This window comes from Pedobacter cryoconitis, assembly GCF_014200605.1.
GTDB classification, from domain to species: Bacteria; Bacteroidota; Bacteroidia; order Sphingobacteriales; family Sphingobacteriaceae; genus Pedobacter; species Pedobacter cryoconitis_B.
On sequence record NZ_JACHCE010000001.1, the window covers coordinates 191,442 to 203,508 of the forward strand.

Here is a 12,067-nt window from a genome sequence, read left to right on the forward strand (position 1 = left end):
TTTAAAGAAACAGATTAATGTTTCGCTTCACCATCAGCTGTATGAGCAGGTTTTCTAAGAAAAGAAAAATAAATTGCCGTAGTAGCTATAATGATGCATAAAGCAAGAACAATGAACGTAACTTCTTTATTTCCTAAAGTCTCGTGATTTACCAGAGCTTCGTGATTTTCTAAAACTGTGCAAATAGTCATGTTGTTTTTTTTTGGTGAAGGTAATAAATATAAATTATTACCTCATTATAAATAATACAATATGGGTATTACTAAGAACAAAGTGGGTAATGTAATCAACGGTATGTATCTGATTACGATCTAGTTCACTATTCCCAGTTTTTCTTCTATTGCCTTTCCTATAGGGGCGACAGGCAGGGTCACAGACTTATTTGTTTGTATCAGCACCTTCCATTCTCCTGTATATCTGGCCCTTGTTATCTCAAATGAGCCCTTTAGGTGTAAGATTTTGTAAATGTTAATGGTAGAAATGGGATGAAGTATACTATATACGTCGTCTTCGATATTGATTTCTAAACTTCTCATTGGTTTTTGTTAAAATATTGATTCCCATTGCTATATACAGGAACCCTGCCATGATCAGTTTTATTAACCTGACTGCTACAGTAAATTAGTCTTAATTTGTGCATTTTTGTTACTGGCATTTTATTGCTATAGTGTTTTAGCTTTGTTGATTTAATTGTGAAATCCGCAAAACATGTATAAAACTAAAAAGATAAATTGGAATTTTGTTAAATGTTACCATTGTTATGAATAAGAAATTATACTTCCTCCTTTTAATTTTGTTCAGTCTTGTTTTTAAGCATGGTTATGCCCAAAATCAGACTTCGTTTAAAGTAATCCCACTGGGCACAAAAGGTGGATTGGATGAAAGTAATTTGTCGGCTTATCTGGTGGCACCTGCCGGCAGTGAAAATTTTATCTGTGCTGATGCCGGAACGATAAGACATGGAATAGATATCGCGATTAATAACCAATTATTTAGGGGGCCAGCCGATGATGTTTTAAAAAACAAGATTAAAGGCTACCTGATTTCACATGCCCATCTTGATCATGTTGCCGGGCTGATTATGAATTCGCCGGACGATTCAAAAAAGAATATTTATGCAATTCCTTCTGTGACGGAGGTTTTAAGGGACAAATATTTTACCTGGAAAGCGTGGGCTAATTTTGCCAATGAAGGTGAGCTGCCACGTTTAGGCAAATACACCTATGTTCGTTTAAAAGAAAATAAAAAAACAGACCTGGCAGGTACTGAAATGCAGGTTACCCCATTTTTATTAAGTCACGGACCGGGTTATGAAAGTACAGCCTTTTTAATTAGTCACGATAATACGTCCCTTTTATACCTGGGAGATACCGGAGCAGATGAGATTGAGAAGAATACCCGGCTCAGAAAACTATGGGAACAGGTAGCGCCGCTGATTATTAAAAATCAGCTGAAAGCTATATTCATTGAAACCTCTTTTTCAAATAAACAGCCTGAGAATCAGTTGTTCGGACATTTAACCCCACGTTTGCTGATGGTTGAACTCAATAAACTCCGTCAGCTGACTGGTCAGGAAGCTTTACAAAAAGTATCCATCGTTATTACACATATGAAAGCCTGGGATAAGGATGAACAATATCTGGTCAATGAATTGAAACAGGTTAACTCAATGGATTTGAAACTTGTTTTTCCTGAACAGGGTCAATTACTGGAGTTTTGATCCGGTAACTGACCCTGTTGTTTTTAATGATTTCTTCCACGTTCGTCTTCATTACCAGTTTCACGGGTTTTATTTGGCTTGCTTCCAAAGCGGTAGCTCATGCTGAGCTGGGCATAACGGTTAATCTGGAAATTAGTGAACTTTTGTTTAATCCCGTTTACATAGGTGGTTACAGAAGTTGCACTGCTCCTTAAAACATCATTGACATTGAAAGTGATATTCAGATTCTTTTTAAGAGCGAGTGCAGTTAAACCCAGATCTAATTTATAAGTGGTTCCTGATCTGCCTATATGGTCAATTTCCGGAAACTGGTACCAGAAATTAGCTGATATGGCAAACGTTTTATCTGTATTAAAGTAAATCGTATTGTTTGTAGCCAGATACATCCCATAACCTTTAATATTTGTGAAACTGCTATTGCCGGAATTCGCATTGGTATGATAAAATGTAGCCTGATTGTTATTCTCCAGCCATGGGAACAGTTTGAAAGCATAACTTTCAGAAATACCATACCTGTATGTTTTAAGGAAATTTATTGGCGTGGTATAAACCAGGTTAGTATCCGGACTTGCAATGATGACATTACTAAATCCGTTGTCTGTTATATTTAAAAATAACGATGAGGTCAGATTGCTTTTATAGGTATGTGATAATTCAAAATTGTTATTGTATTCTGGTTGCAGATAAGGATTTCCCTGACCATAACTGTAAGCAGTAAATAGTGATTTAAATGGATTAAGGCTCCAGAAAGATGGTCTGTTAATCCTTCTGCCTAAGGTGAATGAAAAAGTATCGTCCTGGTCTGCCTGGTAAGAAATCAGTAAGGATGGGAAGAGTTTAGCATAACTGTTTTTTGTGGTTTGATTGATTGTATAAGAATAACCTTTGGTTTGGGTCAGTTCTGCTCTTAAACCTCCCTGATATTTCCATTTGCCCAGTTCTTTACCCAGGGTCGCATAGAGCGATTGCGTATTCTCTTTATAATCAAACTCATTGCTGAGATTTGTATTGTAAACCAGCTGTTCTCCATTTATTTTATCATAATAAAAGGCGTTGCTATAGTTATCAATAAAACTCAATTTACCTCCAAAAGATAAAGCCCCGTATCTGGTAGGCAGTTCTGCATCTGCTTTAAAGGTGTAAATATTGATATTCTGCTTATTGGTGTCGAAATAGCGTGTATTATTTACCGGGTTACTGATGGCTGGCAGATAGCTGTTGCTTTCAAAATCAGAGCGGTCTGTGCGGTAATAATTATAGTAATCTGCATTTAAGGCCAGCTTTTTTCCTGTCGTATCAAAATTGATAATGGTATGCATATTAATTGAGTTACTCAATGCTACAGGATGATAAGTTGCATAAGTTTTTAAAGTGGAATCCAGTTTGCCTGTTTGGTTATAGATTGGGTTATTGACGTGGTCAGAACCATCATAGACTCCTCTGCCACCCAGATAAGATAAGCCTATCGTAGTTTTAGGGCTGAGTTTATAATCTGCTCCTGCAATCAGGTTAATATTATGATAAGTATAATCCCCTGTATCTGTCTGTAGCCAGGTCTGTTTAGGATAATACAAATCTGTCTGGAAGCCTTCAAGATGATGATCTTTATCCAGGTTAACACTACTGTAAACCGATAGTTTCTCTGAATTATAGTTCAGATTAGCACTGCCATTAAGTGCATAAAAGTTACTGGTGCCATAAATAGTTTTTTGATCATGTATCCAATGTTTCCCGTTGAGCTGTACATTTCCCGAATAGCCTTGCTTTTTACTTTGTTTGGTCACAATATTGATCAGCCCTGCATTTCCATCTGCATCAAAATTTGCCGAGGGATTTTTAATAAGCTCGATCTTTGAAATCTGATTGGCCGACATGGATTTTAAATACCGCATCAGATCTAAACCAGAAAGCTGAATAGTTTGCCCGTTAACCATCACTTTAAGCTGTCCTTTACCTGCGCTGGTGATCTCATTGCTGCTTACTTTTACACCTGGAATCTGACTTACTGCTGTTAAACCATCAGTTCCGGTAGCCGTAACACTGTTTGAAACATTATAAATGAGTTTCTCTGTGTTATTAAGCAGTGTAGGTTTTCCTGCAATAATTGTAATTTCATTCAATTGATTACTTGAGGATTGCAATACAATTTTGATGGAAGTATCAGCAGAAAGCAGGATTTCCATACTGATTTTTTGAAAACCTGTGTAGGATGAGGTAAGCTGATATTTACCTGGTTTTAAGTTCTTAAAGCTAAAGTAACCTATACTGTCTGAGGTTGTAGTCTGATTACCGGTTAAATTTGATAAGGTCAGTCCTGAATAGGGAAGAGGTAGTTTTTGATTGTCATTTACAGTTCCTGTGAGTTTAAACTGAGCAAAAAGGCTGGTATTTATCAATAATAAAACGGCCGCGGTAAGTATAGGTTTCAAAGGGGGATAATTTGGTTTTGATGAGCGATAATTAAATATACTGCAAATTACAATTCCTCTGCAAAAATTGAAATTAATCGTTAACAATAATTAACATTTTAGTTAAACAGTGTTAATTAATGTAAATGCATTTCCCTTGATGCTTATTTTTAGGACATGAGGCGAAATTATAAACAGATATTACTAACGGGCATATTCATCTTACAATTTATCATTGTTAAGGCGCAGGCTCAGCAAATGCTGAAAGGGGTGATATTTGAAGAAGGGACAAAAAGCCGGTTGGGAAATGTACCGGTTTACAATAAGAGAACAGGTTATACCAATACATCCAATAATTTTGGTTTGTTTGATATTCTTGCTCAGGAAGGCGATACACTTCAGATTTCAATGGATGGGTATATAAACAAAGAGTTACGGGTCAGTAATTTGAATGATTTGATTATTTATTTGCGGGTCGCATCAAATCAGTTGAAAGAAGTAAAAATAACGAGCCAGTCTTTATTGCAGAATCTAAAGGAAAACAGGGCTGCTTTTAGAGATAAAGGAATTTTTTACGGCGGTAAACCTTCTGCTGGTTTATTATCGCCATTAGGGGGCAGCCCGCTTACTTTTTTATATGAGTCTTTTAGTCAGGATGGAAAGCGGGCCAGAAGACTGGATAAATTTATAGCCAGGGAGTCTGATTATACTGAAGTAGCGAGCCGGTTCAATAAAGAAAAAATTAAAATGTTAGTTCCGGTTAAAGAGGAAGATATGGAAGAGTTTAAAGCTGCTTACTGGCCAAAAAATGAGGAGATAAGAAAGTGGTCTGATTATGATCTTCATAATTATATCAGGAAATCTTTTGAAGAATTTAAAAAGACTAAGGGCAATATGTAATTCCATTTGTACATTTACAAAAAAAATGGAATCCTATGCGTATCAATAGTTTAGTTGCCACTCTTATGACTACAGGCCTGATGACTTTCACGGCCATTTCCCCTTCTTTTTGTCTGCCGCGGGTTACCTCGCAGGTATCGTTGACCAGAAAAAATAGTATCCTTATCAAAAAGAATAACCCTAAGGATAGTCTGCCTAATTCTTTGTTTACCGTTGGTATTGGTGGTGGACTGATTGGCGGGCTTTATGATGGATTTTATCCTTATAAATCACTTAAAGAACATGGAAATTTCGGTCTTGGTGCCCCTGATAAACTTGATGGGGAGATTATAGTATTTGAAGGAAAAGTTTATAAAGCACAACATACAGGTAAGACTGTGCCCGTAGAGGATCAGGATATGACTTCTTTTGCTATGGTCAACTTCTTTCGTGCCGAACGTACACTGACTCCACCTAAAGGGTTGAATAAAACTGCTTTTTTTCATTACCTGGATAGCGTTTTAACCAATGTTAACGGCATGTATGCGATACATATCAAAGGAAAATTCAAGACGATGAAGACCAGGGCTTTTCCTCCGGTTAAAGCACATCAGCATACACCACTGGCTGAAATGCTGAATTTACAGCAGTTTTTTAATTATAAAGATTGCCAGGGTGATCTGATCGGATACCGTCTGCCGTATTTTATGGATAATACAAATATCTCAGGTTATCATTTCCATTATCTATCGGATCAGAAAGATAATGGTGGTCATGTCATTGACCTGCTGACTGACGATATTGTGATTGAAATTGATACGCTTGATAGTTATACTATTCAACCGCCGGCAACAAAAGACTTTGAGCATTTTGATTTTAAGAAGAACCGGGAAGAAGATATTAAAAGTGTAGAAAGAGGGGGAAAAAACTGATGAGTTAAGGTTTGGCCGGGTTTAGTGTTTGAAATATATTTTAGTTGAGATTCTTTGTTTTGTACCCCTGACATTATTCACATAGTAAAAATCAAGTTGAAAAACTATAAGCTGATTTTTATCTATTTCAATTACACCATTAGGGAAAAGAGGAAAACTAAAACCTGGACCTAAATTCAGATACGCATTTGTATGGAGTATTTCTAATTCACGATCATATCCCCAGGTTGACTCCACCGGATTTGTATATCCTTTAGGAATAAGTTTTACTTTTGAGTCTTTGTAAAAGGTTATTTTTAAGCCATTTTCAGCATTTACTCTCCTTACACTATCAGGTATACTATTTGATTCGTCATTAGTTATATCATAATAATCAGTAACTGTATAATCTTCTATCCATGTTCCGTTACAAATCAGACTTTCTACCGTTTCAACTGGAGAGGGCTGATCTTTATCTTTTTTGCAGGATACGTTAAGTGCTAAGAATGTGAGAAGTAAGAAATAGGGGATGCGTTTCATATTTAATTTGTTTTAAAGTTAATTAATTATTTTTGTAAATTAAACTATGAAGCTTTGAAGTACTTATTATCCATTTTATTATTAACTGTTGGAATCTGTCAGGGACAGGAAAAGAAAACAGCGGAATCGAAGAAATACAGCGCAATCGGGACTATCAATAAAAAGATCCCGGTTGAACTTAATTTTACAGTTTCAAATCATATCGTTTCAGGAGAGATCAGATACCTGAATACTAAATCCAAACTTCCAATTAGGATTCTTGGGCATATGGATGCTGAAAACAAGTATGTTTTAAATGAATATGGAAAAGATGGGGTGATCAGTGGGATTATAAATGGAAAAATGAATGGTCGTAAACTAAATGGATCATGGAACCCAATAAAATCAAGGGATAGTTACATACTTGATCTGAATTTAAAAGATAACAGTAAGGTAAAACAGGCAGTTTTTGAGCCTGCTACCCTGGAGGGGAGTTATGCCTATCAATATGGGGATAAAGGATATCAGGGAAGCATTGATATCAAAAAAGGAAATGACAATACCTATACTTATGAAATAGGCTCTGTGACCAGTGGTCCGGCCAGAAATCAGGCTGATGCTTCAGCTTCTGGTATTGTGATTAAAAATAATAAGTTCGTGATTGAAATCAATAAATCGTGCAAATTCAATGTGACTATTTATAATGGATTTTTAATCATTGCAGCCAGTGATCAAACTCAGGTGGGTGATTGTGAATTTGGGTTCAATGCAACTTTGGAGGGTACTTATCTGAAGATAAAATAAACTTATTTTTTTACAGCAGCTTATTTTGCTTATTAATTCTGTTGTCGTCATTCAGTTAAGAATGCCCTATAGATTTTAACTATTTGGCATAGAAATAATTGATTGTGATTATTTGATCCATTATCCTAAATTTATGATGCCTTACAATTATGGGGCATAACCAAGTATTCGATACCTAAACTTATCAAAATATGGAAAGTGAATCAAATGACATCAGCAAATGTCCATTTCATAATGGCAGTATGAAGCATAATATTGGCGGTGGGGGTACCCGAAACCGGGATTGGTGGCCTAACCAGTTAAAGCTGAATATTCTGCGTCAGCACTCCTCTTTATCAAATCCGATGGGTGAAGATTTTAATTATGCAAAAGCTTTTGAAAGCCTCGATCTTGCAGCTGTTAAAAAAGATCTTCATGCATTGATGACTGATTCGCAGGATTGGTGGCCGGCAGATTTTGGTCACTATGGTGGTTTATTCATCCGTATGGCATGGCACAGTGCAGGGACTTATCGCGTAGGTGATGGCCGTGGTGGCGCTGGTGCCGGGCTTCAGCGTTTTGCTCCGCTTAACAGCTGGCCCGATAACGTAAGTTTAGATAAAGCACGCAGATTGCTTTGGCCAATCAAACAAAAATATGGAAATAAGATTTCATGGGCCGATCTGATGATTCTTACCGGTAATATAGCATTGGAATCCATGGGTTTTAAAACTTTTGGTTATGCTGGTGGACGTGAAGATGTATGGGAAGCGGATGAATCCGTGTATTGGGGTTCTGAAACTACCTGGCTGGGTGGTGACCTGCGTTATGCAAGTGGCTCACCAGGTGTAGAAGAGGGACATGGTGTATTGGTGTCGGATGATGATGCTGACGGTGACATTCACTCGCGTAATTTAGAAAAACCACTTGCAGCTGTACAAATGGGATTGATTTATGTGAATCCTGAAGGTCCTGACGGTAATCCGGACCCTGTTGCTGCGGCTAAAGATATCCGTGATACTTTTGGCAGGATGGCCATGAATGATGAGGAAACTGTTGCCCTGATTGCAGGTGGGCATAGCTTTGGTAAAACCCATGGCGCTGCATCTGCTGATCATGTTGGTAAAGAGCCTGAAGCCGTTGATACTGAAATGCAGGGCTTGGGCTGGAGCAATAGTTATGGATCTGGTAAAGGCGCTGATGCGATTACCAGTGGACTGGAAGTGATATGGACTACAACACCAACTCAGTGGAGCAATAACTTCTTTGAAAACCTGTTTGGCTTTGAATGGCAATTGTCTAAAAGCCCTGCTGGTGCGCATCAGTGGGTAGCTAAAAATGCAGAAGCTATTATTCCTGATGCTTACGATAGCTCAAAAAAACATCTGCCGACGATGCTGACTACTGATCTTGCTTTGAGATTTGATCCGGCTTATGAGAAAATATCAAGACGCTTTTTTGAGAATCCGGATGAGTTTGCAGATGCATTTGCACGTGCATGGTATAAATTAACACACCGTGATATGGGCCCTCTTGCCCGTTATCTGGGGCCTGATGTACCACAAGAGGAACTACTGTGGCAGGACCCTGTTCCAGCAGTTGACCATATACTGGTAACTGAAGGTGATGTTGTAGCATTGAAAGCAAAAGTACTGGGATCAGGTTTGAGTGTATCTGAGCTTGTTTCTACAGCATGGGCTTCGGCTTCTACTTTCCGTGGTTCTGATAAACGTGGTGGTGCTAATGGAGCGCGTATCCGCCTTGCGCCACAAAAATACTGGCAGGTAAATAATCCTGCACAATTGCAAAAAGTATTGGATATACTGGAAGGTATTCAAAAAGAGTTTAATGGGGCACAGGGGGATGGTAAAAAGGTTTCTCTGGCAGATTTAATTGTACTGGCTGGTTCTGCAGGAGTTGAAAAAGCTGCTGCAGCTGCAGGACATACGATTACTGTCCCTTTTACAGCTGGTCGTACGGATGCATCTCAGGAACAAACTGATGTAGAATCATTTGGCTATCTGGAGCCTGCTGCTGACGGTTTCCGTAATTACAGAAAAACTAAAGTACCTGTATCTACCGAAGAATTACTGATAGATAAAGCGCATCTGCTTACACTGACAGCTCCTGAGTTAACAGTGCTTTTGGGAGGTCTGCGTACATTGAATGTTAATTTCGACGGATCTGAACATGGTATTTTTACCTCAACTCCAGGACAGCTTACCAATGATTTCTTTGTGAACCTGCTGGATATGAACACAGCCTGGAAAGCTGTATCTGGTGATAAAGAGGTTTATGAAGGCCGTGATCGCAATAGCGGTGAAATCAAATGGACTGGTACGCGTGCTGATCTTGTTTTTGGCTCTAATTCAGAGTTGAGAGCTGTTGCTGAAATATATGCAGGCACAGATGCTCAGGATAAATTTGTAAAGGACTTTGTTACGGTATGGAATAAAGTGATGAATCTGGACAGATTTGATATAAAGTAAGCCGTCTGGTTATCTTTTCTGATCTATGAATCAGATAACCTCATTCTATAAATAAAAGCACCGGATCTGGAAGCCACATAAAACATGTGATTCCGGATCCGGTGCTTTTTTATGGAGTACCATGTGATGACCGGCAAATTGCAGGCTTGCAAAAAAACTATATCTTTAGGTAATGCAAGTAATTAATACGAATCTGCAGGTACCGGTTTATAACCTGGAGCCTGATGAGGCCACTGGCAATAAACACTTTAGAGTGTATAATTATGAAGGTGGATTCCCAAACCAGTCTGATCTTCTTGTGCCGCACCGAAAGGATCATTACCTGCTTGTTTTTATCAGAACAGCCGGAGGTGGCCGTCAATGGATAGACATGACGCCTTATATACTTAAGGATAATACTATTTATTTTACAGGACCAAACCAGGTCATCGTCAAAGAAGAGTTTAAACAATTATGGAGTACGGGCATTGCTTTTACAGGGGAGTTCTTATCACTCCAGGAAAATGCTTCATTAAACAAGCTGCCCCTGATTCAAAATCCTCAGAACGCTTATGAACTGCTGCTTACGGATGCTGATATTCTTTTTGTAGAAGAAATGCTGCAAAAGATCTGTATAGAGTCTAAACAGCCCGGTGAATGGCAGCAACGTATGCTGACTGCTTATCTCACAGTGTTGCTTACTTATTTGAGCCGGCTGTATATAGAGCAGTTTAAAGAAAATGATACTCCTGCAGATCAGCTATTGCTGAAGAAGTTTCAGCAAAAGATTAATGAGCATTTCCAGCAATTACATGAAGTGGGGGACTATGCCTCCATGCTTTATATCTCTGCCAAACATTTGAGTGAAGTGGTGAAGAGCCAGAGTGGCAAGCCCGCTATTAAACATATCCATGACCGGCTGATTATGGAAGCCAGGCGTTTGCTCTTCCATACCGATCATTCTCTGAAAGAAATTGCCTTTAACCTCGGTTTTTCTGATGCCTCTTATTTTAACCGTTTTTTTAAAAGGGAAACTGGTATAGCACCTGCTGGTTATCGGACCAAAATCCGTAAAATGTACCATTAATACCGCCGGATGTGTTACAGCTAAAATGTTGTGCGCTGTAGATTTGTATTGCTAAACAAAAGATATGAAAACAGTATTGATAACAGGAGCGAACAAAAGTATTGGCTTTGAAACAGCCAGACAATTATTACAGCAGGGATATTATGTATATCTGGGCAGCCGGAATATAGAAAAAGGACAGCAGGCGGTTGAAACTTTACATTCGGAAGGCTTAAATCAGGTGGAGCCTATAGAAATTGATATAGATAACATTGAATCTATAAAGACTGCCCGTCAGCTGCTTGGTCAAAAAACTGAAGTACTGGACGTGCTGATCAATAATGCAGGTATTAGTGGCGATATGCCACAGACAGCATTGGAAACAGGCGTCAATGGATTTAAACAGGTATTTGAGACCAATTTTTTTGGTGTAATAGAAGTGACACAGGCTTTTATAGATTTGTTGAGGGCATCGTCAGAACCGAGGATCGTTAATGTGACCTCAGGTTTAGGATCACTCACTTTACATACCGACCCGGCATGGAAATATTATCAGATTAAGCCGGCTTGTTATGTCGCTTCTAAAGCTGCATTGAATGCTTATACTATTTTACTTGCTCATGAGCTGCAGGATACGCCGTTTAAGGTAAACGCTGTTGATCCGGGTTATACCGCAACAGATTTTAATCATCACACCGGGCCGGGTACAGTGCCAGATGCAGCTGCAAGAGTGGTAAAAGCAGTAGTATTAGGCTCTGATGGTCCTACAGGTCAGTTTTTTAGTGATGATAATGTGCCTGACACAGGAATTAGTCCGTGGTAAAATGGGACGAATTAGAATAAAAAAGGCCTTTGATGTAGTCAAAGGCCTTTTTACTGAGAGAATATGCTAAGGTTTCTTGTTATACCTGATAATTAATCATGCTCTCCATAATGCCTATTGTTTTGAAAGAAGCCTGGAGAACTGATCTTTAAGTTTTTTTAGAATTAATAAATGTAAATAAATTCAGAGATCCTGCAACAGCTCCTGTACTACCGCTTTTTAATTGACTTTCAATACCTCCTGTTTTTTCCAGAGTGCCGCTATTGATCATGTTTTTGAAGGTAATTCCCGGGCCTTCGTTTGCTCCTAAGATATTTCTGGAAATTACCAGCTGACCTCCATTTGACTGACCTACTACTTCTAAACTACCTGTGGGGGTGGAAATGCCAATTCCTACATTACCATGGTATTCAAAGATGTTTGTTTGTGCATATGAGGTGTAAGAAAATCCAATAATCAGGAGTGTTAAGATCGTTTTTTTCATAAATGA

The 12,067-nt window shown here is 38.4% G+C and carries 12 protein-coding genes; 7 read left to right on the plus strand and 5 right to left on the minus strand.

What is annotated here, in order from left to right; translation table 11 throughout:
- Positions 1-14: 14 nt before the first annotated feature.
- Together HDE68_RS00935 and HDE68_RS00940 are read right to left on the minus strand one after the other, a co-directional pair.
- Complete coding sequence (locus HDE68_RS00935) at positions 15-191, minus strand: hypothetical protein (RefSeq protein WP_183878018.1); 177 nt, start codon at positions 189-191, stop codon at positions 15-17.
- A 120-nt stretch (positions 192-311) separates the two neighbouring features.
- Positions 312-536, minus strand: coding sequence for a hypothetical protein (locus HDE68_RS00940; protein WP_183878020.1), 225 nt, complete (start codon positions 534-536; stop codon positions 312-314).
- A 224-nt stretch (positions 537-760) separates the two neighbouring features.
- On the opposite strand from HDE68_RS00940, the gene HDE68_RS00945 reads away from it, so the two are divergent.
- Positions 761-1,720 carry an MBL fold metallo-hydrolase gene (locus tag HDE68_RS00945; protein WP_183878022.1) on the plus strand — a complete coding sequence of 320 codons (960 nt, stop codon included), beginning with the start codon at positions 761-763 and terminating at the stop codon, positions 1,718-1,720.
- A 23-nt stretch (positions 1,721-1,743) separates the two neighbouring features.
- On the opposite strand, the gene HDE68_RS00950 is transcribed toward HDE68_RS00945, so the two are convergent.
- Complete coding sequence (locus HDE68_RS00950; RefSeq protein WP_183878024.1) at positions 1,744-4,149, minus strand: outer membrane beta-barrel family protein; 2,406 nt, start codon at positions 4,147-4,149, stop codon at positions 1,744-1,746.
- Positions 4,150-4,305: 156 nt separating this feature from the next.
- On the opposite strand from HDE68_RS00950, the gene HDE68_RS00955 reads away from it, so the two are divergent.
- Entirely contained in the window at positions 4,306-5,028 is a 723-nt protein-coding gene (locus HDE68_RS00955) for a hypothetical protein (RefSeq protein WP_183878026.1), read from the plus strand.
- A gap of 35 nt (positions 5,029-5,063) precedes the next feature.
- Positions 5,064-5,939, plus strand: a complete 876-nt coding sequence (locus tag HDE68_RS00960) for an acetolactate decarboxylase (protein ID WP_183878027.1) — start codon at positions 5,064-5,066, stop codon at positions 5,937-5,939.
- 21 nt (positions 5,940-5,960) lie between these two features.
- Here the strand turns inward: HDE68_RS00960 and HDE68_RS00965 are convergent, their stop codons facing one another.
- Complete coding sequence (locus HDE68_RS00965; protein ID WP_183878029.1) at positions 5,961-6,458, minus strand: hypothetical protein; 498 nt, start codon at positions 6,456-6,458, stop codon at positions 5,961-5,963.
- 54 nt (positions 6,459-6,512) lie between these two features.
- On the opposite strand from HDE68_RS00965, the gene HDE68_RS00970 reads away from it, so the two are divergent.
- The 4 genes from HDE68_RS00970 to HDE68_RS00985 all read left to right on the plus strand — a co-directional run bounded on the left by HDE68_RS00970 (position 6,513) and on the right by HDE68_RS00985 (position 11,577).
- Positions 6,513-7,241 carry a hypothetical protein gene (locus HDE68_RS00970; RefSeq protein WP_183878031.1) on the plus strand — a complete coding sequence of 243 codons (729 nt, stop codon included), beginning with the start codon at positions 6,513-6,515 and terminating at the stop codon, positions 7,239-7,241.
- A gap of 191 nt (positions 7,242-7,432) precedes the next feature.
- Complete coding sequence (katG, locus tag HDE68_RS00975; RefSeq protein WP_183878033.1) at positions 7,433-9,709, plus strand: catalase/peroxidase HPI; 2,277 nt, start codon at positions 7,433-7,435, stop codon at positions 9,707-9,709.
- A gap of 172 nt (positions 9,710-9,881) precedes the next feature.
- A complete protein-coding gene (locus tag HDE68_RS00980; RefSeq protein ID WP_183878034.1) occupies positions 9,882-10,775 on the plus strand; it encodes a helix-turn-helix domain-containing protein in 894 nt (297 codons plus the stop codon).
- A gap of 64 nt (positions 10,776-10,839) precedes the next feature.
- On the plus strand, positions 10,840-11,577 hold the full coding sequence (locus HDE68_RS00985) for an SDR family oxidoreductase (protein WP_183878036.1): 738 nt from the start codon (positions 10,840-10,842) through the stop codon (positions 11,575-11,577).
- Between the two features lie 148 nt (positions 11,578-11,725).
- On the opposite strand, the gene HDE68_RS00990 is transcribed toward HDE68_RS00985, so the two are convergent.
- Positions 11,726-12,061, minus strand: coding sequence for a hypothetical protein (locus HDE68_RS00990; RefSeq protein WP_183878038.1), 336 nt, complete (start codon positions 12,059-12,061; stop codon positions 11,726-11,728).
- Between the last annotated feature and the right edge of the window lie 6 nt (positions 12,062-12,067).

Excerpts from the sequence above, each read along its gene's own strand:
- HDE68_RS00935 (WP_183878018.1), bottom strand. The coding sequence starts at position 191 with ATGACTATTTGCACAGTTTTAGAAAATCACGAAGCTCTGGTAAATCAC.
- HDE68_RS00940 (WP_183878020.1), bottom strand. The coding sequence starts at position 536 with ATGAGAAGTTTAGAAATCAATATCGAAGACGACGTATATAGTATACTT.
- HDE68_RS00945 (WP_183878022.1), top strand. The coding sequence starts at position 761 with ATGAATAAGAAATTATACTTCCTCCTTTTAATTTTGTTCAGTCTTGTT.
- HDE68_RS00955 (WP_183878026.1), top strand. The coding sequence starts at position 4,306 with ATGAGGCGAAATTATAAACAGATATTACTAACGGGCATATTCATCTTA.
- HDE68_RS00960 (WP_183878027.1), top strand. The coding sequence starts at position 5,064 with ATGCGTATCAATAGTTTAGTTGCCACTCTTATGACTACAGGCCTGATG.
- HDE68_RS00965 (WP_183878029.1), bottom strand. The coding sequence starts at position 6,458 with ATGAAACGCATCCCCTATTTCTTACTTCTCACATTCTTAGCACTTAAC.
- katG (WP_183878033.1), top strand. The coding sequence starts at position 7,433 with ATGGAAAGTGAATCAAATGACATCAGCAAATGTCCATTTCATAATGGC.
- HDE68_RS00980 (WP_183878034.1), top strand. The coding sequence starts at position 9,882 with ATGCAAGTAATTAATACGAATCTGCAGGTACCGGTTTATAACCTGGAG.
- HDE68_RS00985 (WP_183878036.1), top strand. The coding sequence starts at position 10,840 with ATGAAAACAGTATTGATAACAGGAGCGAACAAAAGTATTGGCTTTGAA.
- HDE68_RS00990 (WP_183878038.1), bottom strand. The coding sequence starts at position 12,061 with ATGAAAAAAACGATCTTAACACTCCTGATTATTGGATTTTCTTACACC.